Source organism: Luteibacter sp. UNCMF331Sha3.1 (assembly GCF_900109915.1).
Classification (GTDB): Bacteria; Pseudomonadota; Gammaproteobacteria; order Xanthomonadales; family Rhodanobacteraceae; genus Luteibacter.
This window is the reverse complement of sequence record NZ_FOBU01000002.1, coordinates 1,219,585-1,242,398: the sequence shown is the minus strand read 5'-3', so window position 1 is coordinate 1,242,398 and position 22,814 is coordinate 1,219,585. Positions and strand designations below refer to the sequence as shown.

Annotated in this window: 19 protein-coding genes; 10 read left to right on the top strand and 9 right to left on the bottom strand. The window is 65.6% G+C overall.

The features are described 5' to 3' along the window. Window positions 1-129 precede the first annotated feature (129 nt). The 4 genes from BMX32_RS14020 (at window position 130) to BMX32_RS14005 (ending at window position 6,442) form a co-directional block, all read left to right on the top strand. Entirely contained in the window at window positions 130-2,472 is a 2,343-nt protein-coding gene (locus BMX32_RS14020) for a glycosyl hydrolase family 95 catalytic domain-containing protein (RefSeq protein ID WP_244511531.1), read from the top strand. A 197-nt stretch (window positions 2,473-2,669) separates the two neighbouring features. Further along, on the top strand, window positions 2,670-4,637 hold the full coding sequence (locus BMX32_RS14015; RefSeq protein ID WP_089979661.1) for a M13 family metallopeptidase: 1,968 nt from the start codon (window positions 2,670-2,672) through the stop codon (window positions 4,635-4,637). A 50-nt stretch (window positions 4,638-4,687) separates the two neighbouring features. Then, window positions 4,688-5,308: a response regulator transcription factor gene (locus BMX32_RS14010; RefSeq protein WP_089979659.1), complete on the top strand. Its 621-nt coding sequence runs from the start codon at window positions 4,688-4,690 to the stop codon at window positions 5,306-5,308. A 153-nt stretch (window positions 5,309-5,461) separates the two neighbouring features. Further along, complete coding sequence (locus BMX32_RS14005; protein ID WP_089979658.1) at window positions 5,462-6,442, top strand: VOC family protein; 981 nt, start codon at window positions 5,462-5,464, stop codon at window positions 6,440-6,442. A 255-nt stretch (window positions 6,443-6,697) separates the two neighbouring features. Here the strand turns inward: BMX32_RS14005 and BMX32_RS14000 are convergent, their stop codons facing one another. Next, complete coding sequence (locus tag BMX32_RS14000; RefSeq protein WP_089979656.1) at window positions 6,698-7,450, bottom strand: SDR family NAD(P)-dependent oxidoreductase; 753 nt, start codon at window positions 7,448-7,450, stop codon at window positions 6,698-6,700. A 170-nt stretch (window positions 7,451-7,620) separates the two neighbouring features. Between BMX32_RS14000 and BMX32_RS13995 the strand changes: the two genes are divergently transcribed. Next, window positions 7,621-8,514, top strand: coding sequence for an AraC family transcriptional regulator (locus BMX32_RS13995; protein ID WP_211664226.1), 894 nt, complete (start codon window positions 7,621-7,623; stop codon window positions 8,512-8,514). Then, window positions 8,511-9,092: a helix-turn-helix domain-containing protein gene (locus BMX32_RS13990; RefSeq protein WP_170843665.1), complete on the top strand. Its 582-nt coding sequence runs from the start codon at window positions 8,511-8,513 to the stop codon at window positions 9,090-9,092. The genes BMX32_RS13995 and BMX32_RS13990 overlap by 4 nt, the downstream gene beginning before the upstream one ends. Here BMX32_RS13990 and BMX32_RS13985 read toward each other — a convergent pair. Continuing rightward, on the bottom strand, window positions 9,089-12,013 hold the full coding sequence (locus tag BMX32_RS13985; protein WP_170843664.1) for a sensor histidine kinase: 2,925 nt from the start codon (window positions 12,011-12,013) through the stop codon (window positions 9,089-9,091). The two genes, BMX32_RS13990 and BMX32_RS13985, sit on opposite strands and share 4 nt — an antisense overlap. Window positions 12,014-12,142: 129 nt before the next feature. Here BMX32_RS13985 and BMX32_RS13980 point away from each other — a divergent pair, with 129 nt between their 5' ends. After that, complete coding sequence (locus BMX32_RS13980) at window positions 12,143-12,985, top strand: class I SAM-dependent methyltransferase (RefSeq protein ID WP_244511530.1); 843 nt, start codon at window positions 12,143-12,145, stop codon at window positions 12,983-12,985. 45 nt (window positions 12,986-13,030) lie between these two features. Beyond that, complete coding sequence (locus tag BMX32_RS13975; protein ID WP_211664225.1) at window positions 13,031-13,168, top strand: DUF2256 domain-containing protein; 138 nt, start codon at window positions 13,031-13,033, stop codon at window positions 13,166-13,168. Between the two features lie 109 nt (window positions 13,169-13,277). Here the strand turns inward: BMX32_RS13975 and BMX32_RS13970 are convergent, their stop codons facing one another. From BMX32_RS13970 to BMX32_RS13945, 7 genes are all read right to left on the bottom strand, one after another. Continuing rightward, entirely contained in the window at window positions 13,278-14,210 is a 933-nt protein-coding gene (locus tag BMX32_RS13970) for an AEC family transporter (RefSeq protein WP_089979649.1), read from the bottom strand. After that, entirely contained in the window at window positions 14,210-15,838 is a 1,629-nt protein-coding gene (locus tag BMX32_RS13965; protein ID WP_089979647.1) for an NAD-dependent malic enzyme, read from the bottom strand. Before BMX32_RS13965 ends, BMX32_RS13970 begins: the two co-directional genes overlap by 1 nt. Window positions 15,839-15,853: 15 nt before the next feature. Beyond that, the gene (locus tag BMX32_RS18490) at window positions 15,854-16,039 is read right to left on the bottom strand and encodes a hypothetical protein (RefSeq protein WP_139206745.1); all 186 of its coding nucleotides are present in this window, start codon (window positions 16,037-16,039) and stop codon (window positions 15,854-15,856) included. A gap of 317 nt (window positions 16,040-16,356) precedes the next feature. Beyond that, window positions 16,357-16,935 carry a TetR/AcrR family transcriptional regulator gene (locus BMX32_RS13960; protein ID WP_089979646.1) on the bottom strand — a complete coding sequence of 193 codons (579 nt, stop codon included), beginning with the start codon at window positions 16,933-16,935 and terminating at the stop codon, window positions 16,357-16,359. A gap of 8 nt (window positions 16,936-16,943) precedes the next feature. Further along, a complete protein-coding gene (locus BMX32_RS13955) occupies window positions 16,944-18,398 on the bottom strand; it encodes an efflux transporter outer membrane subunit (RefSeq protein ID WP_089979644.1) in 1,455 nt (484 codons plus the stop codon). Further along, window positions 18,388-19,926, bottom strand: coding sequence for a DHA2 family efflux MFS transporter permease subunit (locus tag BMX32_RS13950; RefSeq protein ID WP_089979643.1), 1,539 nt, complete (start codon window positions 19,924-19,926; stop codon window positions 18,388-18,390). Before BMX32_RS13950 ends, BMX32_RS13955 begins: the two co-directional genes overlap by 11 nt. Beyond that, the gene (locus BMX32_RS13945) at window positions 19,923-20,984 is read right to left on the bottom strand and encodes an HlyD family secretion protein (protein WP_244511529.1); all 1,062 of its coding nucleotides are present in this window, start codon (window positions 20,982-20,984) and stop codon (window positions 19,923-19,925) included. Before BMX32_RS13945 ends, BMX32_RS13950 begins: the two co-directional genes overlap by 4 nt. 243 nt (window positions 20,985-21,227) lie before the next feature. On the opposite strand from BMX32_RS13945, the gene BMX32_RS13940 reads away from it, so the two are divergent. Continuing rightward, entirely contained in the window at window positions 21,228-21,737 is a 510-nt protein-coding gene (locus BMX32_RS13940; RefSeq protein ID WP_089979639.1) for a hypothetical protein, read from the top strand. 305 nt (window positions 21,738-22,042) lie between these two features. After that, window positions 22,043-22,807, top strand: coding sequence for a helix-turn-helix domain-containing protein (locus tag BMX32_RS13935; protein ID WP_170843663.1), 765 nt, complete (start codon window positions 22,043-22,045; stop codon window positions 22,805-22,807). The last annotated feature ends 7 nt before the right edge of the window (window positions 22,808-22,814 follow it).

The following is a 22,814-nucleotide window of genomic DNA, read 5'->3' as shown; positions in this document are numbered from 1 at the left end:
GCTTAGATTTATTTGTCTTACAAATCAATTCCCGGGGGCTCCGTACCGCCGATGACGAGCGACGCCGATCCGACGACGGTTCCGACCGAAACGCGCGCCGATGCGATGGACCGGCGACGGTTCCTGGGCATGACGGCCACCCTGGCGGCCATGCTTCCGTGGCTCTCGCTACCCCGATTCGCGGAAGGCGGGACGGTGCGGCGCCCGTCGGGCCCGATGCCGGCGGCCGAGGGAAAGCACACGCTCTGGTACGACACCCCCGCCCCCGAATCGAATGCGCTTCGCGAGGGGTTGCCGGTGGGCAATGGCCGGATGGGTGCGCTGGTCGGCGGCGATCCGTCGTCGACGTTCTTCTACCTCACCGATGCTTCGATGTGGCTCGGGAAACGCGACGTCGTGCTCGGCGACGACGGCCAGTTCGACTACACCACGGGGCACTTCGGTGCCTTCGTCATGCTTGCGAAACTGTACCTGTCGGTCGAGGGACACGACGCGAACCGCGTCACCGATTACCGGCGCGAGCTGGATCTGGGCCAGGGCGTGCTGCGCATCTCGTATCGCAAGGACGGCGCGGCCTACGCGTGGGACGTGTTCGCCAGCCACCCCGACGACGTGATCGTCATCCACCTGACCCAGTCCGGCGGAGGCTCGTTCACAGGCGCGGTGACGCTGCGCGGGATGCACGACGACACGACGCGCAGCGACGGGAAAGCGAGCAGCCATTTCGAAGGCGCGCTCGAAAACGGTCTCCGTTATGCGACGAACGTCACAGCTCTGACATCGTCGGGCACCGTCGTCTCCGATGCGGGAAAGCTCCGTTTTGCGAACTGCTCCACACTTACGATCGTCGTCTGCGGCGGCACCAATTACACGCCGTCGCTGAGCAAGAACTACATGGACCCGTCGATCGATCCGCTGACGCTGGCGATCCGGAAGACCACGGCGGCGTCGACGCAGACGCCGGCCACCCTGTTGCATACCCACGTCGCCGATCACCGCGCGCTGTTCGACACGATGCAGGTGGACTTCGGCACGTCGACCAGGGCACAGCGCGCGATGGATACGTGGACGCGCCTTCAGTCGCGCGCCGCCGCCGGATCGCCGCCGGACCCGGAACTCGAGGCCACCTATCTCCAGTACGGCCGCTACCTGACCATCGCCGGCTCGCGCGACAGCCTGCCGACCGGATTGCAGGGTCTGTGGCTCGACGGCAACCTGTCGCCGTGGTTCGCGGATTACCACAACGACATCAACATCCAGATGAACTACTGGCTCCCCGATCGCGCGGGCCTGCCATCGTGCTTCGACCCGTTCACCGAGTACTGCCTGAGCCAGGTCGACGCCTGGACCGCCCTCACCCGCGACCATTACAACGACCCGCGCAATGGCTATCGCAACAGCACCGGCAAGGTCGCCGGCTGGACCGTCGGCATCTCCACCAACATCTACGGCGGCGGTGGATGGCGCTGGCATCCGGCCGGCAACGCGTGGCTGTGCAACAACCTGTGGCAGCACTACCAGTACAACCCGGACCTTGCGTACCTCGCGCGCATCTACCCCGTGCTCAAGGGCGCCTGCGCGTTCTGGGAATCGCGACTGATCACCGCCAGCGTGAAAGATCCGGCCACCGGCACCACGCGTGACGTGCTGATCGACGATGCCGACTGGTCGCCCGAGCACGGGCCGACCGACGCCAAGGGCAACACGTATTCGCAGGAATGGGTCTGGGATCTGTTCGAAAATTACCGCAAGGCGAGCGAGCTTCTGGGCAAGGACGCCGGATACGCCGCGACGATCGCGGGACTGCAGGCGCGACTCTACCTGCCGCGCGTCAGCCCAAAGACCGGCTGGCTCGAGGAATGGATGACGCCCGACGACCTCGGCGAACACGAGCATCGGCACCTGTCGCCACTGGTCGGCTTCTTCCCGGGCGACCGGATTCGCAAGGATCAGAGCCCGCGCGAACTGATCGACGGGGTGACCCGACTGCTCGAAGCCCGGGGCACCGGCGGCTACGGCTGGGCCTGCGCATGGCGCGCGATGTGCTGGGCGCGCCTCGGCGACGCCGCGAAGGCCTACCGGCTCATCGTCACCAACCTGTCGCCGGCGAAGAACCGGAGCAACGGTACCGCGCCGAACCTGTTCGACATGTACCAGCTGGACGACGAGCACGACGCGTTCCAGATCGATGCGAACTACGGCACGCCGGTGGCGATGCTGGAGATGGTGATGTCGTCGCGACCGGGGTTGATCGAGTTGCTGCCGGCCTTGCCGGAGGCCTGGGCGGCGGCGGGCAGCGTGACAGGCATCGGTGCGCGCGGCGGGTTTCAGGTCGACCTGACATGGAAGCGCGGGAAAGTCGCATCGCTCACGGTGCGGAGCGTGGGTGGGGAGAGAACGCGGGTGAAGGCGGGCATGTGGACGAAGGACATCGCACTTCGGGTGGGCGAATCGCTGACGCTTACGCCGTGATCCTTCGCCGGCCCGGCAAGCCGACCGCAGGAACCGACAAGAAACGTCAGTAACGTTCCTTGAGGGCCCGGACGGAACGGGAACAATGAGCGGCTCCAAGGTCGCTCCGTTCCCGAAGCCGACCCACTCTCGCCGTGGCGAGCGCACCGTCCTTGATCGCATCGTGGGCTGGACGTCTCGCCCCTGATGGATGCGCTGTGATCTTAAGGTTTCTCTCCGCTCTCGCGCTGACCGTCGTCACCGCGGCGTCCGCATCGTCGTTCGATAACACCGGCATGGACCGGTCCATCCGACCGGGCGACGATTTCTATCTCTATGCCAACGGCACCTGGGAGCGGCGCACAACCGTATCTCCCGACGCCGGCGTGACTTACGGCAACGCCGCGGCGCGTGCCACGTCGGTCGGACACCTGCTCGAGATCCTTCGCGACGCCGCGGCGGACCCGACGTCGCGCGCGGGGGCCTTGTACCGAAGCTTCATGGACGAGAGGGCGATCGAGGCACGCGGCATGACGCCCGCGGCCCCGACCCTCGCCGCGATCGGGCGCATCGTCACCCGTGACGAAGCCGCCGTGGCGATGGCGCGCCTGACGCGCATGGGTGTCGACACGCTGTTCGACGGCGGTCCCGACGACGACGATCGCCACCCAGGACACCGGGCGCTTCACTGGTCGGGCGGCGGACTCGGGATGCGCGATCGCGGTCGCTACCTGCCCGGTGCGGCCGGTGGCCCCGCCATCGCCCGGGCGTACCGGGCTTACGTGCGTCAGCTGTTGTCCTTTGCAGGCGTGAGCGACGCGGACCGCCTCGCGGCGTCGGTCCTGGCGTTCGAGACGCGCCTCGCCACGCCCCGGCCCTCCGAAGCCGATGGCGGTGTGTTCGATCAGGTGTCGGTGCGTGACCTCGAACGGAGAATGCCCGGCATGCCATGGGCGCGCGTGATCGGGACACTGGGCTGGCCACCGGGGCGAGCCATGCGTATCGACGACCCCGACGTCTTCACCGCCGCCATGAAGGCCTTCGTCGAGACCCCTGTCGAGACGCTTCGCGCCTATCTCGTGGTGCGCTTCCTGGACACTTACGCACCGTACCTTCCGTCGCCGGTAGCCGACGCGGCGTTCGCGTTCGACGAAGGCGTGCTGCGCGGCACGGTCGCCCAGAAATCGCGGGCGGAGCGTGCCATCGGCCTCGTTCACGAGTTCATTCCCGACGACATCGAGGCCGTATACGCGGCGCGTTACTTTCCTCCGCAGAGCAAGGCCCAGGTCGAGGATCTGGTCGTGCGGATCAAGCAGGCGTTCAGCCGGCGCCTTGCATCCGAAGCATGGATGGACGAAGCGACACGCCAGCGCGCGCTCGTGAAGTTGAAGAACGTGGCCATCGAAGTCGGCTATCCGCAGGCGTGGCACCGCTACGAGGGCCTCTCGTTCGATGCCCGCGACGTGTTCGGCAACGTGGTCCGCGGACACGAGTGGGCCTGGACAACGAAGCTCGCGCAACTCGATCGCCCTGTCGATCGCCGCGAGTGGACGTGCCTCTACCCCTCGACCGTCAACGCCTGCGCGGACAATGGCCGCCTCGTGCTGTTCTTTCCCGCGGCCTATCTCCAGCCGCCGATCTTCGACCCCGCATACGACGCCGCCGACATCTACGGCCGGATCGGTGCGACCATCGGCCACGAGCTGACCCACCAATTCGATCCGGGTGGCAGCACCTTCGACGAGAACGGCCTGAGGCGCCCCTGGTGGCCCGCCGCGGTGCGCACCGCATTCGTCGCGCGCACGGACGCGCTCAGGCGGCAGTACGACGACTACGAAGCGGCACCCGGGCTGACGATCGACGGCAAGCTCACCCTGGGAGAGAACGCCGCCGATCTTGGTGGCCTCGTCATCGCGCATGATGCGTTTCTCGCCACCGGAGCCGGGCATGACCTGCCCGTCGTCGACGAGCTTACGGGCGAACAACGCTTCTTCATCGCCTATGCCATGGAGCAGAGGGCCCGGTACAACGACGCGCGACTCCGCGCGCAGCTGCTCAACGTGCATGCGCCCGGTCACCAGCGGGCCTTCGAGGTGCGGAACGTCGACGCGTGGTACGACGCGTTCGGCGTGAAACCCGGCGACGCCCTGTATCTCGCGCCGGAGGCACGTGTCCGCATCTGGTAGCGCGTCGCCCCCGCGGCGATACTAGGGCGGAGCCAACGCGAGACCGCCGCATGCCCATCATCCGCGTCATGACCGTCGACGATCACCAGCTGTTGCGCGAGGGCATCGCCGCCGTGCTGGACGACGAGCCCGGCTTCGAGGTCGTTGGCGAAGCGGCGACCGGCGAGGAAGCGGTGGCACGCTTTCGGGAAGTGCGACCCGACCTCACGCTGATGGATCTGCAGATGCCCGGCATGGGCGGCATCGCGGCGATCGAAGCCATCCGCCGCATCGATCCGGAGGCGCGCATCCTGGTGCTGACGACATACCGTGGGGACATGCAGGCGATACGCGCGATCCGGGCCGGTGCCCAGGGCTACCTGCTCAAGAGCGAAGTGCGCCTCGACATGCTCGCCACCATCGCTCACATCATGGAGGGCAAGCGCCGCATTCCGCCCGAGATCGCCCACGAGATCGCGAACCACGTCTCGGGCGACGAGCTCACCGCACGCGAGACGGAAGTGCTGGCCAGGGCGGCTACCGGTGCCGTCAACCGCGACATCGCGACGGCTCTCGGCATCGGCGAGGAAACGGTGAAGGCACACATGAAAAGCATCTTCGCGAAGCTGCGCGCGCACGATCGGACCCATGCGGTGGCGATCGGCCTGAAGCGCGGCATCATCGAGCTCTGAGAAAAGCGCACGATCAGTCCGAAAGCGCAGAAACCTTCCTTGTCGACAGGAATGATTCGGGAACAATGAAGCATCGATAACCCGGCGATCCGACTCGCGCCCTCCCGTGGTGCGAGACGTCGCGTGGGATCCTCCCTTCTTGCGAGCCCGATCATGAAAATCAACCTCCCGCTAGTTGCCATCGCAGCCGCGCTGCTTCCGCTCGCGCCGGCCACTGCCCTCGCCCTGGATGCGAAACCCGCCAGCGCACCGGTCGTCGACGTCGTCGGCATCGACCATGTAGGCATCAACGTTCCTGATGTCGCGGCGGCCAGCCGGTTCTTCACCGAGATGTTCGGCTTTCAGCCGGTCACCGACATGCGCGACGTTCCGGTCGATGCCGCCTTCAGGAAAACCTTTCACATGCACGACGATACGAAGGTCAAGGCGATCCGCATGTTGCGTGCGGGCGACGGCGCGAACATCGAGCTGTTCCAGTACGAATCCCCGCATGCTTCGCGCGAACAGCCTTACTACGACGACATCGGTGCGTCGCATGTCGCGCTCTACACCGACGACATCGACAAGGCGGTCGCCGCGCTGCGTAGCAAGGGGATCAGGGTGCTCACCGATCCCATCCGCATGACGCAGGGCGCCACGGCCGGCAACGCGTGGGTCTATTTCCTGACGCCGTGGGGCTCGAAGTTGGAGCTGGTGAGCTACCCCAAAGGACAGGCGGGCGAAGCGGCGGGCGTCCATTTGTGGCGCGCGCATCCTTCGCTCGCGTCGCTCGACCGTGCGACGGTCGACGCGCTGGTCAGCAACTACGTCGGGATGCTCAACGATACCGACGCCGCAAGCCGCGCCAGGATCATCGATCGCTATTACACCGACGACACGGTGTTCAACGACCCGGAGGGGCTGATCACCGGCAAGGCGGAACTCAACACGCTCGTCGGTAAGCTTCAGGCCGCGAACAAGGGCTTCGTCTTCCGCCAGACGGGTACGGCGACCATTCAGAACAGCGCGGTGCGCGTGACGTGGACGTTCGGGCCCGCCTCGCAGCCGGGAAAGATCGCCGGTGAGGACATCCTGACCATCGTCGACGGAAAGATCGCGACGACCACCGTTTTTCTCAACAGCGTGGCGCCCTGAAAGACGATCCTGTCGTCAGGGGCGGCGGCTTCTCACCGACCGTCCCGACCTCCGAAAGCGAGTGAGATGCCATGCGCCCGGCGCTTGTCACCATCGCCGGGGGCCACCGGCGACGCGGATCGCTCGCTCGCGCCCCTGGGCATCGCGGGCAACGCCTCACATGTCACCCCCTCCGACGGCCACGCCGACCGCACCTCGGTCACGCTGTTCGGCCAGAGGCTGGTAAGGGGCCGGCAGCGATGCCGGCCCCTTCGTTCATACCTGCGCCTGACCGCCATCCACGAAGAGCTCCGCGCCATTGACGAAGCTGGACTCGTCGGACGCAAGGAACAGCGCGGCATTGGCGATTTCCGTCGGATCGGCCACGCGGCCCATGGGCACGAGGCTGGCGAGGTAATCCAGCAGGCCCTGCTGCTGAACCGGGTCGTCGCCGGCGAGCTCGACAAGACCAGGCGTGCGCGTCGTCCCGGGGCTCAGCACGTTGATGCGAATGCCGAGGTCCTTGGTATCGAGCACCCAGCTACGGACCAGCGCACGAATGGCCGCCTTGGACGCGGAGTAGACGCTGAAAGCCGCCGTGCCCGTGATGGACGCGATCGAGCCCGTGACGATCACCGACGAGCCCGCCACCAGCAGCGGAAGTGCCGCCTGCACCGTCAGGATGGTGCCGAGCACATTGCGGTCGAACGTATCCCGGTAATGCGCCTCGGTGATCCCGCCCAATGGCAGCATGGTGCCGCCGCCCGCGTTCACGAAGAGCACGTCGATCCTGCCCGCCATCGCGCGAACTTCCGCGAATACGCGCGCGAGGTCCGCCTCGCTGGACGAATCGCCGCGGATGCCCTTGGAACCGGGTATGGCGGACACCGCCGCCGCGAGTTCGGCCTCGCGCCGGCCGGTGATGAACACCCGCGCACCCTCAGCCGCGAAACGCTTCGCGGTCGCGAGTCCGATGCCGGTGGTGCCACCGGTGATCACGGCCGTCTTTCCGTCGAGTTTTCCAGTCATTGCATGCTTCCTCACTGTGGGGCTTGCACCATCGCTCGCGGGCGACATGGCGCGATAGGAAAGCGACACACGGATTTGCACCGAACGCGCGACAGCGCGACGCGTGCGCGGCGGGCGCACCTCCCCCTGCAAGGGGATGTCGCGTGAGCCGGCATCCTTACCCTAGACATATGGAACATTCCGCTCAGAACCGCATCGGTCGTCTGCTACCGCTACCGGAAAACGTCGTCGCCCTGGAGATGAAAAGCCGCCACTGGCACGGTGCGCGACTGGACGTGCACGAACAGCGCAGCACGGGCCGCGTGAGCTACCACCTTTGCTACGAAAACGAGACGCGTCTTTCCGCCCTGCTGGAAGAGTCTGGCAACAGCCGCGCCGAGCCGCGGCTACGCGCCGACGATCCCTGCACCGTCGAGTACAAACCGCGCCACATGACGCTGGTACCCGCCGGCATGGATCTGTGGGGCCACAGCGATCACATCGTGTACATGAAGGACGCGACGGTCGCGTTCGACGTAGAGGTACTGGAGCGCCGCTTCGGCGACGTGTTCCGTGCGAGCGCGCTCGCCGCGCCCCGGATCCGCATGGGCGACGAGCGCATCGCGACGATCCTGAAGCTTCTGAGCGAGGTGGTGGACAACGACGACCCTTCCGTCCAGCTGTATGGTGACGGCCTCGTGTCCAGCCTCGTGGCGTGCCTGATGCGCCCGGATAAACCCGTGGATGCACCGAAGAGCGGACTCGCCCCGTGGCAGCTGCGGCGGGTGACGCAGTTCATGCACGACCGGCTTCCGCACCGGGTGGACCTCGCCGAACTCGCTGCGACCGCGGGACTGTCCGCCGCGCATTTCAGCCGCGCATTCAAACTGTCGACGGGCATGGCGCCCTACCAGTGGCAGCTCGACATGCGCGTCAGGCGCGCACAGCAGTTCCTCGATGGCAGCGACCGCTCCCTCGACGAGGTCGCGGACTCCTGCGGCTTCGCGGATGGATCGCACTTCGCACGCACGTTCAAGCGATTCGCCGGATGCACCCCTTCCGAATGGAGGCGGCGCCGAGCGTGAACGCCCGTGTCGACGACGACCTGCTCACGCCGGTCCCCCCTACGCCATCGGACCTTCGACGCGCTCGGCAGCTACTGCTCGAAACGCTCGACGACATCGGGCGCGATCCTGCCTTGGTCAGAAGCCGCATCCTTCGCGCCGCGGCCATCCTCGGCGTGCACGATGCCATCCGCCGGAACAGGACGCCGCCGCCCCTGCTCCCGCCGCGCGCGCGAACGGCGATCATCACGTTCATACGCACCCATCTCGAAAAAACGCTGACGTTGAACGAGATCGCCCGCGTCGCCGGGCTGAGTACCAGCTATCTCTCCCGCGCTTTCAAGGCCACGTTCGGCGTGCCTACGCATGCCTACATCAAGCGGCTGCGCGTCGAGCGTGCGATCGACCTCATCCGCCACACCGACACGCCGCTGTGCGAGGTAGCCCTGATGTGTGGCTTCTGTGACCAGTCCCACATGAGCAACGTGTTTCGTCGACTCTTCGGCGATACGCCGAGCCGGTGCAGGCAGGGGCACTTCACGCCGGCGCTGCCCGCCATGCCGCTGCTGGTGGAGGTCGACGTGCCGCCCCGGCGCTAGCGGTACGCGCGCGACGCCTTCACGCGGAGGACGACCTCGCTGCCTTCGCCGGGCATGGATCGCAGGTCGAGCTGCGCGCCGATCAGACGAGCCCGCTCGCGCATGCCGCGTATACCCCAGTGGCCCTCGCGCTCCAGACCGACGTCGAATCCGCTGCCGTTGTCGGCGACCCGCAATTCGAGCATGCCCCGGCTATAAACGACATCAGCGGTGACGCGCGAGGCGGACGCATGCTGCAGCGCGTTGAGCACGGCCTCACGGGCGATCGCGACGACATCGTCGTAGACGGCCGCCGAAAGCGGGCGCGCCGTGCCCTGCTGCCTGACCGCGTAGGTGGCGGGGTGCAGGTCGGAGCGCTCCTCGCCGACGGCTTCGAGTGCCCGCACGAGATCGCCGTCGTCGATGGTGTGTGCGTCGGCACGGCGCACGGCGGCCACCTTCTCCCGCCCCTGCACCAGCACCTCGTCCGCGCGTGCCAGGGCGCGATCGATCATGTCGCGCGCCTTGTCGCTCCCGGCATGCTTGCGAATGACCTGGAAACGCAAGACGAGGCCCTGGAAGCCCTGCAGCAGCGTGTCGTGCAGGTCGCGCGCGATACGCTCGCGCTCGGCCGTACGGATGCGGAGGCGCTGCGTCACGACGCGCACGCGGAGCACGTACGCCACGGCGACAAGAAGCAACGACACGACGACGAGCCCGACGTCGAACATCCACGTCTGGTACCACATCGGCGCGACGTGAAAACGGTATACCGCATCGCTCGCGCTCTGCACGCCGTCTTCGTTGAAGGCACGCACGTGAAACGTGTAGTCACCCGGGGAGAGATTGGTGTAGTACGCGCTGCGCCGGCTTCCGGCATGCTGCCATCCGTCGTCGACACCGACGAGTCGGTACTCGAACCGCGCTCGCTCAGGCCAGCGCAACATCGCCGCGGTGTAGTCGATACGGAGGCCGTGCGTCAGCGCCGGCACCACCGCGCCATCGACAGCCGGCCCGACCTTCCTGTCGGTGGCCAGAGCGTCGACGAAAACCTTCGGACGTACGGCATTGAACGCGACATGGCGCGGGTCGAGGTAGCCGACACCCGTATTGCCCGCCGCCCACAGCCGGCCCGAGGCATCTTTCAGCAGCGACGACACCGGAATGATACCGGCCGCGTTCTCGCCGAGTCCCTCGACCAGATCGATGTGGCGCGTAGCGGTCGCAGGCTGCCCCCTGGCGGCCTTTTCCGCGTCCGCTGCGGTCAGCCAATCGATGCCGTCCTGATGGAAGATCCACAGCGCGCCGTCGTCGTCGCGCACGAGTCCGCTCACGGCCAGATAGGCGCCGCCATCGGGACGATGCAGCGTGTTCAGCCCTTTCGGTCCCGCGTGGACGAGACCGCGGCTACCGCCGATCCACATGCCCTGTGCTTCCGGCAGCCAGGCGGTCGGTGCGCCGAACGCGGCGCCAGACCCAAGCAGGCGTCGCACCGTGCCGTGCCGTATCTCATAAAGACCGGCATCCGGATACGCCACGCCGATGCCGCCATCGGGAAGCTGGCGCAGAAGGGTCGGCACATCCGACGGAAGTCCCTCGCGCGCACCCACCGCCGTCCACGTATCGCCATCGACGTGATAGAGGCCAGAGCCCGCGAGCACGACCCACAGCGTCCGGTCCCGGTCTTCCAGCACCTGTCGGAAACGCGCACCGACCGGCATGAACGAAGCGGGCACGGGAAGCGAGGTCAGCTTTCCCGCTCGCCAACGTTGCAGGCCGCGCCGGCCGGCGAACAACAACGATCCATCGGCGAGTGCCGTGACGGCGGAGATGCCGTCGCCCACCGCCTCCACGGTCTCGAGCTTTCCGTCCGCGTAACGGGCCGGTGCGCGCGTCATGGTGGTGATCCAGACCGAGCCGTCGGGCAATGCCGCCATGGCCGGGAACTCGACCGGCTCGGGAAACACGAGAGGCGTCACGTGCGTCTTCCGGAAACGGTCCAGGCCGCGCGTCGTGCCGAGCCAGACATCGCCTTCCCGGTCTTCGAGGATCGCGTAGACCTGCGTGCTCGACAGACCGTCCGCGAAGGTCATGCGTTCCCGGATGTCGGGCGCGACCCCATGAGGCGTTCCCGACCAGCGATAGCGATCGAGACCGGTTTCAGGCGCGTACCAGAGCGAACCGTCCGAGACCGCGCGCATGACCGCTTCGCCGTCCGTCGGCAGTGTCCACGGCACGCTCGCCGGGAGGCCGGCATCCGCATGCAGCATCTCCCTGCGCTGCGCCGGTACGAAGCGCTGGCTACCCTGCCGCGACACCATCACGCCCTGACCCGTGTCTTCGTAGAACACATCGCCAGTCGCGGCGTCGATCGTGAAATACGTGAGGTGCCGTGGCGCCGGGCCGAACGATGCGGGCAGTGCCTGCCACCGCCCGTCGACGAACCGCGCGACGCCGGACGGCGTCATGGCCCAGATCAGACCGTTCCTGTCGCGCTGAAGGACCTGCACGGACCCCTTCGGCAAGGCACCCCCGTCATAGTGCGTGGCGACGCCGTCGACGATATGCGTGATGCCATTCCGGCGATGGCCGATCCACATGTCCCGGCTCTCGCCCTTCGGACCGAGCAGGATGGTGACCGGGTTCTCGTGCGGCTTGAGCTGCGTGGCGAACGGCTCGCTCAGGGATTCCCCGTCGAAACGCAGCAGCCGGCCCTTGAAGGTCGTCAACCAGAGGAAGCCGTCCGAGTCCTGGACGAGGCTCAGAATGGCGCCAACCGGCGCGCCTCCGGGCTGCACCACGGTGTGCTGCATCTGGAAAAGCGAGACCGGGGTGACATGAGACTGGGCCGCTGCCGAGGCTGTCATCGCCAGGGTCGCGCTGAAGGCCACGGAGAGGAGCCAGCGGTTGATCACGCGTTCGATGCCCTTTGCTTGCAGCACGAGAGTGCCATCACGCCGCCGCTTTCGTCCATGACCCGGATGGTCGCAGGGGTGTGACGTGGGCATGGCGGATCGGGCAGACCATCGCCAGACTCCCCACGCCCACGGCCAATGCGTAGGATTGCGGCCATGCACGATGCCCTTGCCGATGCCCTGTACCAATTGTCCGCCCATGACGATGCGACGTCCGCGCTCGCTGCCGCACGCGAGGCCGGATCGCTGATGGCGGCCGCCCTCGCCGAGAATCTGTCCGGCGACGAACGCAACGCCTACGACGCTCCCCGGGCGTTCGAAGTCTTCATTCGGGGTGGCGGCAACCCCGCGCTCTACGACGCGGTGAGCACCGCGCTGGCGTCGCTGATCGAGGATCCGCGCGTGGATGCGTTGCTCGACATCGGCGCAGGGGACGGCATGGCGCTCTTGCCTGCGTTGCAGCGGGCACGCCGGGTACCACGGTCCGTCGATGTGGTCGAGCCGTCGTCCGGCCTGCTCGACCGTCTGCGACCCCAACTCCCCGCAGGCGATGCATGGCCGCTGACGCTGCAGGACTGGTTGTCCCGCATAACGCCTGCCCGGCACTGGGACCTCGCACAGTCGACGTTCGCGCTTCAGTCCATCGCACCCGATGAACGCCTCGACGCGCTCACGCGACTGCGCGCCCATGTGTCGCGGCTCGCCATCGTCGAATTCGACGTTCCCGTCTTCGACAGCGAGAGCGATCGGCTGGCGTCCATGGCCCACCGCTACGAGAACGCGGCACGCGACTATGGCAACGATGCGCCTCTGGTCGCCGGTGGCTTCCTGGCGCCGATGCTGCTCGGACAGCTGCGCACGACCACACCATCGAACTTCGAGCAGCCGATCGCGGCGTGGCGGAAGGAACTCGAATACGCCGGGTATCGCGTACAGTCGTTCACTCACCTTTACGATTACAGCTGGGCGCCTGCGTGGCTGATCGTGGCCGATGCATGAGCCGTCGGCACACTCGCGGCAGACCGAGGACGCACCATGCCTCGCATGAAGAAGAAATCCGAGTTGCCACAGAAGATCTGCGTCCGCTGTGGCTTACCGTTCACCTGGCGGCGTAAATGGGCACGCGACTGGGAGCAGGTGCGGTATTGCTCGGAGCGGTGCCGGAAAGCGAAGGACGCCTGACTCCATTCTGTCGCTACGGGTGCCGAACGGCACGCGCACACTAGCCATGAAATCGTGCGCCGCCTTGCACGCGACGCACGCACCGTCGCGCAACGTTCCGAAGCAGGAATCATGGCGCGAGCGTGGCTGCCACGGCGAGGCCCACGGTTATCGAGATGACAGAAAACAACGTGCTGGCGAGCGTAGTGGCCGCCGATTCCTGGACATACACGCCGCGCGCGGCCGAGAGAGCGGACACCTCGGTGGCAGACGGGAGCACACCGGTGAGAAAGGCCATCTTCAATAGGGGGCCATGCAGGCCGACAGCGAATCCGACACCAAATATGAGGGCGGGCTGGAGAACGTTCTTGAGAAGAACGTTGGTGGCGATGGCGCGGGTCAGGCTCGGACGCGTGTGGGACAACACGAGGCCAAGGGCAAAGAGCGCCACACCCGCTGCCGTGCGGCCGATTTCATCGGCAGCCTGAAGGACGATGGGAGACAGTCGGAAGCCCAGCACGGATACGAACGTGCCTGCGACGGGGAGAAAAACGAGGGGCTGGCCAACGGCATGGACGAGCGCTGCGCCAACGCCGCGGCCCTCCCCGTCCCGGTGCCCGGCGATGGCAACAAGGGTGACCGGCACCGTGATAAGACAAACGAACAGGTTGCCGGCGACGACCGCGAGCAAGCCCGCCTGACCTGCCGCGGCGATGAGCACCGGCGGCCCGCAATAGGCCATGTTTGGAAACGAGCAGGCGAGCGCCTGAAGGGCGGCCTCCGCGCCACGCCTCCGAAACACATACCGGCTCACCAGCCAGCCGACGACATACAATCCAACCAGGCCACTGCCGAGGGCGAGGAGAAACAGCGGATGGAAGAGCTTTCCAGGGTCCGAGGTCGCAGCGGCGACGAACAGATTGATGGGAAGGGCAAAGTAGACGACGAAGCGCGCAAGCGCGGGCCCGGCACCCTCCGGCATCAAGCCGCGCACGCCCGCGAGCCATCCAAGACCGATAACAAAGACAATCGGCCCCAACGCGCTGACAATCAGGGCCCCCATCAGATCAGCGACCGGTATTCGGGCCGGTATGCCCGCTCGCGAATGGCCGCCCTGGTGTCTGCAAAACGGGGGACGCGGGCCAGACCGTGATCGAAGATATGGTCGGCTATCGCGGCGGCCACTTCGAGAGACGCTTCGAGGATGTCACTTTGCGGCGGGTAGATCAGACCCGTGGCAAGGCTACCGTCGGTCACGAGTGCCGCGACGGCTCGGGCGGCGACGATGAACATGGCGTCGGTCACGCGCGTGGCTTCGGTCGCATACACGGCCATGCCCATGGCGGGAAAGATGTAGACGTTGTTCCCCTGCCCGGGCACGAACTCCTGGCCTTCGACGGTGACGGGTGGGAACGGGCTGCCGGAGGCAAACACCGCCCTGCCCTTCGACCAACGATATGCCTCCTCGGCCGTGCACTCCGAGCGCGACGTGGGGTTGGAGTACGGAAAGATGATGGGCCGCTGGTTGACCTCGGTCATCGCCTCGATCACCGACTGGTTGAACAGCTTGGGCACGGTACTCACGCCAATGATGGCAGTCGGGCGAAGAACGCGGACTGCCTCGGCGAAGTCCGCGATGGGCGCATGTTCAATGGCGAAGACTGCCTGGAATGGCGCGACGTCCGTTCGTGAATGTATGACGAGACCATTGACGTCGAAGAGGATGTTTCGGGAACGCGCCTCGGCAAGGGGAACGCCTTCGAGCACCATGGCCTGGCTGATGAGCTCGGCGATGCCGGTGGCCGCCGAGCCGGCACCGAGGAAGAGCACACGCTGGTCGGCGAGCGATTGGTTGGTGATGCGAAGGGCGCCATACAGACCGGCGAGTGCGATGGCTGCCGTGCCCTGGATATCGTCGTTGTAGGTGCACACCGCGTCCCGGTAGCGCGCAAGGATGGGCACCGCGTTGATGTTGGCAAAATCCTCCCACTGGATGCAGCAGCGCGGATGCAAGTCCGCTACCGTCTCGACGAACTCGTCGATGAACGCATCGTATTCGGCGCCACGCACGCGACCCTGACGCAGGCCGAGGTAGAGCGGATCATCCCGAAGCTCTGCGTTGTTGGTACCAACGTCGAGAGTCACCGGCAGGCAGACTTCAGGTGGCACGCCAGCGCAAGCCGTATACAACGACAGCTTACCGATAGGGATGCCCATTCCGCCGACACCCAAGTCACCGAGGCCGAGGATGCGCTCGCCGTCGGTGACCACGATGAAACGTACGTCTGCCACGGGCCACTGTGCGAGCAGTTGCCTGATCCTGCCCCGCGCCGTGATCGGCAGGTAGACGCCGCGCGCCGCGCGGAAGATGTGGTCGAACTTCTGGCACGCCTCGCCCACGGTGGGGGTGTAGACGACGGGCATGAACGTTGCCGGGTCCGACATCAGGACGGCGTAGTAGAGCGTCTCATTGCGGGCCTGGAGGTCGGACAGCAACAGGTATTTCAGCAGGTCCGTCGGCAGGTGCGAGAGCTCCATGTGTATGCGGGCGACCTGGTGCATGAGAGAACTTGGTGCGGGCGGCAGAAGACCCTCGAGGCCGAGACGCCGGCGCTCGTCGAGCGAGAACGCCGTGCCGCGATTCAGGCGAGGATTCCGCAGGAGGCCGTAGCCCGTCGTATCACTGGTCATGCTGTGGCCTTGAAGTCAGATCGGCTTGGCGACAAGCGGGGTGGTCATTCGTGCAGGATCGACGATGCGGTCAAAGTCGACTGACGGTCTTGAATCTTCGCTCGTGTTTCCGCTGTCCATTCGCAGAAATTCGACATTTTCCGGCAAAGGTTTGACCGCGGACGCTTGGCGCTGGCGACTCGAAACGCGCTGGGAAGACATGATTTCGTCATCGTTCGCATGGCCGACCGCGAGCATCCGGCACACGGAGCGAGTACCGCCCGGCCCAAATGGGAATTAGATCTGAAACGGGAAGCGCGGCATCGGCTCTCGCCGGGACCATGCGCGCTCAGGGCTGCGGGCGGTGCGATAAACCTAAGCCAGAGCCCCCGCCTCGAATAGCAGGAAACCAATACTGTTGCCGAAAACTGTGCCATGCAGGATCGCGCAGGTGTCGCGCAGCGCCGAACGAGGAGCTTTCACCGGAGCACGGGCTCAGGCCCCCCCCCGCTAACCCCGACCTGCAGCACGCGTGCCCTTCAGCCCTGCGGGTCTTCGGCGAGGCGGAGGGCGGCAGCGAGGCCTGCATCCAGAACCTCGCGTGAGAGCGCCTCGTCGTCGGTGGCTCGGGCCACCTGCAGGGTGCCAGCCATCAGCCCGTAGAGGGCCAGTGCGCGGTGCCGGGCCGCCTGCGATTCGAGCGTCGGCCATTGGCGGGCAAGCAGCTCGACAAAGCCCGTCACACCGCCCGTGAACGCCTCACGCAATCCGGTCGGCTGCCGGGCAATCTCCCCGGCAAGGCTCGACGTCGCGCATCCGTCCGCGGGACCATCCCGGTGGTGGCGGGAGAAGTAGCCACGCAAAAGTCCCTCGACTCCCCGCCCCGAGACGATGTGGCCATTGAGCCGGTCGACACGCTCTTGCATGGCGTGGTCGAGGGCCGCTTTGATGAGCTCGTGCTTGGATGCGAAGTGGTTCGAGAAGGCGCCGTTCGTCAGACCGGCCGCTTGCATGATTGACGCAATGCCTTCCTCAAGGCCGTGGGCGCGAAAGCGCCGCGCTGCCGTGCTGACGATGTGCTTTCGGGTCTTTTCCCGCTGGTCTTTTGGATAGCGCATGGCGCACCTCACGGACCGGCGGCGACCGAATCCCCTGCCGGCGCATTCCAACCACCACCAAGGGCACGGAAGGCTGCGACGGCCGAGCGGGCATCATCGGTATGAACGCGGGCAAGGAGATCACGTGCAGCCAGGAGCTGGCGATCTTCGTCGAGCACTTCGATGAGGCTCACGGCACCACCCGTGTAGGCATCCTGCGCTGCGTCTCGTGCACGCACATGGGCGTTGACCTCGTCTGTGAGCATCGCATGCTGTGCCTCAAGCTGGGACAGGCTGACGATCGCGTTTTCGACGTCCTCCGTCGCTCTAAGCATCGCACCCCGGTAGTTGGCCAGAGCCTCGGCGTTGGCACCCCTGGCCTGCTTGACCTCCGCGTCCACACGACCGAAATCGAACAGGCGCCAGTGCAGTCCAAGTGCTGCCTGCGGTTGCAACGCCGAACCGGTAAAGAGCTTTCCCGTGTCGAGGGAGGCAAAGCCGAGCAACGAGGAGAGCGACACCGACGGATAATACTCAGCGAGCGCAACGCCAATCCTTGCATTGCTCGCCGCGAGGGTCCGCTCGGCAGCGATGACGTCCGGGCGACGGCGAAGCAAGGATGCCGGCCCACCTGCGGCGACGATGGTTGGCACGGAGAAAACCCCCTTGTCGCCGAGGATTTCCGCGGCATAAGTACCGGGGGCGGCACCCATGAGCACGTCGAGGCGGTTGAGCTGGATGTCGAGCTCGGCCCTCAGCGGCGGAATGGTTGCCTTGGCTTGCAAGAGAAGCGCTTCGGCCTGGGCCGATTCACGTGCCGTGCCAAGCCCCTTGCCCGTGCGCAAGTTGACGAGGTCGACGAGACCTTGCTCATTCTTGATTTGATCTTCAGCGATGCGGATGCGGGTCTGGGCACCGCGCACCCGGAAGTACGCATCGGCCGCCTCGGCCGCAAGGGACACGCGCACGCCCGCATGCGTCGCTTCGGCAGCGGCGAACTCATCCCGCGCCGCCTCTTCGCCCCTGCGCAGGCCGCCTGCAAGGTCAAGCTCCCAGCTTGCACCAGCGCCGATCTCCTCGAACGTCTGGTTGCGGTCATAACCAGGGAAATTCGAGGCTATCTTGCCGATGGGTGCTCGCTCGCTCTGACGCGACCGCGCCACCGATCCATCAACCGAGCCTTGGGGAAGGCGCCCGGCATGGGCGTGTTCGACGGTTGCCCGGGCCTGGTCGACGCGAGCGGCCGATGCTGCCAGATCGAGATTCTGATCAAGGACCCGCGAGACGATGGTCACCAGTTCCGGGTCATCGAAACCCTTCCACCACTCGTCGAGCGCCGGTGCGGGGCTGGCCTTTCTTGCCTGGAGATCGGCCTCGTTGTGCCAGCTCGTGGCTGCCTGCACGTCGGGTTTGACGTAGTCGGGACCAACCGTGCAACCGGCAAGGCCAAGGACAACCACGAGGGGAATGAGTTTAGTGCGCATCGGCGGAGGGTCCTGTGGGGGCGGCGACCTTGCGCATCAGCGGCACGAGAACCGTGGCGATGACAAAGCACACCATGATGGAGAAGAAGGCATCGGAGTAGGTCATGGTCTGGGCCTCGCGGTAAGTCAGCTGCCAGAGGCTGCGCAGCGCCATCGTCGAAGTCTCGGCGCCCTGGTCGATGCCAGAAAGAAAGTTGTTCATCGCCTCGTTGGTCGGATTGAGATGTTCGGCCAGGCGAAGGAAGTGGAGATTGGTACGGTCATTGAGGACGGTGGCACAGCCCGCAATGCCCATTGCGCCGCCAAGGTTCCGCATCAGGTTGAAGAGCCCCGATGCCTGCTTCAAACGGGACGGCGGAAGTGCGCCAAGGGTCAGGGTGACGACGGGCGGCACCGACATCTGCTGGGCGATGCCTCGGAGCGCCTGCGGGAAGAGCAGTTCCGTTCCACTCCAGTCATGGGTGATGGGCGTGAACTCGAACATCGAGATGGCAAAGAGCGCCAGACCGAACATGAGCAACCAGCGAAGGTCGACACGGTTGGCGAGGATGGCGTAAACAGGGATGGAGAGGATCTGGAAGATGCCCGTGGAAAAGACCGCCTGACCGATCTGCAGCGCGCTGTAGCCTTCGACGCGACCGAGGAACAATGGGGTCAGGTAGATGGTGCCGAAGAGACCGATGCCCGTGACAAAGGAAAAGATGCAGCCAAGGAGGAAATTGCGGTCCTTCAGTGCCCGGAGGTCGACGACCGGATGGGCCGCGGTCAGCCCACGCCAGACGAAGAGCACACCGGAAACCACCGTGATGTAAAACGTGGTGCGGATGACATCGTCTTCCAGCCAGTTCCAGCGCGGGCCTTCTTCGAGCGTATATTCAAGGCAGCCGAGGAACATCGCGATGAGGGCGATACCCGCCCAGTCACCCGTTTTCAGAAGCGAGAAATCCGGCTCGTCGATTTTTACCAGCATGGGCACGACAACGGTGACGAAGACGCCCGGGATGAGGTTGATGAAAAACAGCCAGTGCCAGGAGAAGTTGTCGGTGATCCAGCCGCCGAGCGCAGGACCAATGGTCGGCGCGAGGGACGCGAGGGCACCTATCGTCGCTGCCGCCACCACGCGCTGCTTTCCCTCGAAAAAGACGAATACCGTAGTGAAGACCAGCGGGATCATCGACCCACCGAGGAAGCCCTGCGCCGCGCGGAACACGATCATGCTCTGGATGTCCCAGGCGAGCCCGCAGAGAAGGCTGGTCAGGGTAAAACCGGCGGCGGAGATGGCAAACAGCCAGCGTGTGGACAGCACGCGCGACAGCCAGCCCGATAGCGGAATGACCACAATCTCGGCGATGAGGTAGCTGGTCTGCACCCAGGCGGTGTCATCGGCACCAGCCGACAGGCCACCGCCGATGTCGCGGAGGGAGGCGGCGACGATCTGGATGTCGAGAAGCGCGATGAACATGCCCACGCACATCGTCGCGAAGGCAAAGAGCTTTTGCTTCTGGCTGAGGTGGGCCATGGCGTTCATTGTTTGGTGTCCACCGTCGCCGTGACCGACAAGCCGGGGCGCAGCACACCGAGGTCACCGTCGGCGCCGTCGAGCACGACACGGACGGGCACGCGCTGGACGATCTTCGTGAAGTTGCCGGTGGCGTTCTCCGGCGGCAGTACGCTGAACTGCGAACCCGTGGCCGGAGCGAGCGAGGCGATGTGGCCGCGGAAATGGCGGTCCGGCATAACGTCGGCTCGGACATCGACCGCTTGGCCGACTTTCATCCGCGAAAGCTGGTCTTCCTTGAAGTTGGCGTCCACCCAAAGGCCATGGGCGGGGACGACAACCAGCATGGGGCTCGCCGCGTTGGCGTACGTGCCCACGCGGGCCCGGCGATTGCCAATCGTGCCATCCATCGGGGCACGAAGCTGGGTGTACGAAAGGTTCAAACGCGCAAGGTCGAGTTCCGCAGTGGCAGACGCTAGCGCAGCACGAACCTGACCGCGCTGCGTGTCGATGACGTCGAGCTGGCTCTTTGCCGCGGCCGCAGCCGCCGACGCCTTGTCGGTCGCCGCCCGGGCGGTCTGAAAGGTGGCGCGGGCGCGCTGGGCGCTCTCGATGGATACCGCAGAACGACCGGACAACTCGCTGTAGCGGGCGTCATCGAGCTTTGCGCGCGTGGCTTCGGCGCGCGCTGCCGCGACCCCCGCCTGCGCTTCAGCGATAACGCTGCGCTGCAGTTCAGCCGTGGCGTCAAGGTTATGGAGCGCCGCCTCCTGTGCCGCCACCGATGCTTCCGCCCGGGCAACAGCCGCCTTGTAGTCGCGGTCGTCAATCTGCACCAGCAGGTCACCCCGACGGACAACCTGATTGTCGGTCACGAGGATTTTTTCGATATAGCCGGAGACCTTGGACCCGACCACCGTCGTATCACCGCCGACATAAGCGTCGTCCGTATCCTGGATGAAGCGACCCGTTGTCCACCAGTGGACCCCGTAGCCGACCAGCGCGAGGCCGATGACCCCTCCGGCAATGAGTTTTCGCGAACCAATGCGCCGCGCGGGTGCGGCAGGGAGATCAATGACAGCAGACACGGGAGCACCTCGGTGCATTTGAATGATGGATATACTTTCATCCTCCGTCGCGCATCAATCAAGCGATTTGCTTATGCATTTGAGTGCTAACACCTATGGCGACGGTCGAGCATCGGCTCGCGGCAGCCCGTTTCCGACGCCTCCCTGCCGGTCGTTTTGGACAATCGGTGTCGCGCCAGACAAGCCGGAACCGGGGCCGGCGTTGACAATGTGTTCACGCCACGCCCGAACGGAAGAGCCGCCATGACTGCATTGAACACCCTGACCATCGTCCACACGCTTTTGAGCCTTATTGCCCTCCTGCTGGGACTCGGTGTCGTGGCCGCCCTCGTGCAAGGCACAGAACGGCCCCGCCTCGTCAACTGGTTTCTCGTCACGGCAGTGCTCACTACCCTCACCGGCTTTTTCTTTCCGTTCAACGGCTTTACACCGGCCATCGGTGTCGGCATCGTGTCGTCCGTCGTGCTGGCTGTCGCGCTTTTCGCCCGGTTTGGCAAGGCCCGCCGCGGTGGCTGGCGCCACGCTGATACCGTCGGGTTGCTGTTGACCGAATACTTCCTCGTGTTCGTCGGCATCGCGCAGGCATTTCTCAAAGTCCCGGCGCTTCACGCGATTGCCCCGACGGGGATGGAGACGCCATTCAAGGTCTCCCAGGCCGTGCTTCTTACTGCGACGGTGATCGTAGGCTTCCTCGCCGTCCGGCGAGGACGGGCCGTGGCGACCAGCCGGCCGCCATTGCGCTCGGCACGGTAAGCCGGACGAGGGGCAGTCCCGACTTGGGGCGCCCTTCACGCGCACCGGGTTGAATCGCGACACAATGATTGAAACAGGCAAGCCAGCGTCTTGCCCGGTTCGCGACGATGATTTCAACTGCCGGGCACCGTCCGGCGTGGCCTATCCCCATGTCAAACGCTGCGATCGCCCATCGCTTTCGGGTCCGGCAGGCGCCGACACTGTCATCGAGTACGCCCTGCCGTTCCCCCATCACCATCTCCCGCGTCGCTTGTAGCGACCCGGAGCATGGGCTGTCGCGCTCGGTTCCCGTCGAAGACTCATATGTGGCGAACATCACCGTCATGGAGATGCTCTCGGCCGACATCAGCCTTAACGGATACGTCAAGCGGCGAGGTCCCACTCCCCCCGGCGGGCTGTATCTGTTTAATTTCCAGACGGATCCCCTCTGTAACTTCCACACTGCCTTCGACTTCGTGCGCTTTTATATTTCGCGCGCCACCCTCGAGGGCATCGCATACGAGGCCGGCATGCCTGTGACCGGCAGCCTCGCGCGACCTGAACTCGGGGCGGTGGATCCCGTTCTCTTCAATCTCGCCAAAGCCGCCCTCCCCGCGCTGGAAAACATCGATAGCGCAAGCCAGCTGTTCATCGACTACCTGTGCCTTGCATTTCATACGCACGTGATTTGCAATTACACCGGACCGTGTCGCGACATCAGCCGTACGCGTCCAGGGCTTGCACCCTGGCAGGTGCGGACTGCAACCGAGCTCATCAGCGCCGGTCTCGATGGAAAGGTGTCGATCGACGAGCTCGCCAGCGCGTGCAACCTGTCGCAGAGCTATTTCTCGAGAGCGTTTCTCCAGACGCTCGGCATGCCACCCCATAGGTATCTTCTCCACCGTCGCGTGGACCGGGCAAAAGCATTGCTCAGTCTTGAGGACCGTCCGCTTCTCGAGATCGCCTTGCTGTGTGGCTTTGCGACCCAGAGCCATTTCACGCGCGTGTTCACTGCCGTTGAAGGGGTGTCACCCGGGCGGTGGCGCCGCCGAGCCGCGAGCCTCGAAACATCGTCGCAAAGGCCCAACTGATATGTGC

Coding starts and splice junctions, on each gene's coding strand:
- BMX32_RS18490 (WP_139206745.1), bottom strand. CDS start 16,039: ATGTCTTCCCAGCGCGTTTCGAGTCGCCAGCGCCAAGCGTCCGCGGTC.
- BMX32_RS13980 (WP_244511530.1), top strand. CDS start 12,143: ATGCACGATGCCCTTGCCGATGCCCTGTACCAATTGTCCGCCCATGAC.
- BMX32_RS13965 (WP_089979647.1), bottom strand. CDS start 15,838: ATGACCAGTGATACGACGGGCTACGGCCTCCTGCGGAATCCTCGCCTG.
- BMX32_RS14000 (WP_089979656.1), bottom strand. CDS start 7,450: ATGACTGGAAAACTCGACGGAAAGACGGCCGTGATCACCGGTGGCACC.
- BMX32_RS13970 (WP_089979649.1), bottom strand. CDS start 14,210: ATGGGGGCCCTGATTGTCAGCGCGTTGGGGCCGATTGTCTTTGTTATC.
- BMX32_RS13995 (WP_211664226.1), top strand. CDS start 7,621: ATGGAACATTCCGCTCAGAACCGCATCGGTCGTCTGCTACCGCTACCG.
- BMX32_RS13940 (WP_089979639.1), top strand. CDS start 21,228: ATGACTGCATTGAACACCCTGACCATCGTCCACACGCTTTTGAGCCTT.
- BMX32_RS14010 (WP_089979659.1), top strand. CDS start 4,688: ATGCCCATCATCCGCGTCATGACCGTCGACGATCACCAGCTGTTGCGC.
- BMX32_RS14020 (WP_244511531.1), top strand. CDS start 130: ATGACGGCCACCCTGGCGGCCATGCTTCCGTGGCTCTCGCTACCCCGA.
- BMX32_RS13955 (WP_089979644.1), bottom strand. CDS start 18,398: ATGCGCACTAAACTCATTCCCCTCGTGGTTGTCCTTGGCCTTGCCGGT.
- BMX32_RS13975 (WP_211664225.1), top strand. CDS start 13,031: ATGAAGAAGAAATCCGAGTTGCCACAGAAGATCTGCGTCCGCTGTGGC.
- BMX32_RS13960 (WP_089979646.1), bottom strand. CDS start 16,935: ATGCGCTATCCAAAAGACCAGCGGGAAAAGACCCGAAAGCACATCGTC.
- BMX32_RS14005 (WP_089979658.1), top strand. CDS start 5,462: ATGAAAATCAACCTCCCGCTAGTTGCCATCGCAGCCGCGCTGCTTCCG.
- BMX32_RS13950 (WP_089979643.1), bottom strand. CDS start 19,926: ATGAACGCCATGGCCCACCTCAGCCAGAAGCAAAAGCTCTTTGCCTTC.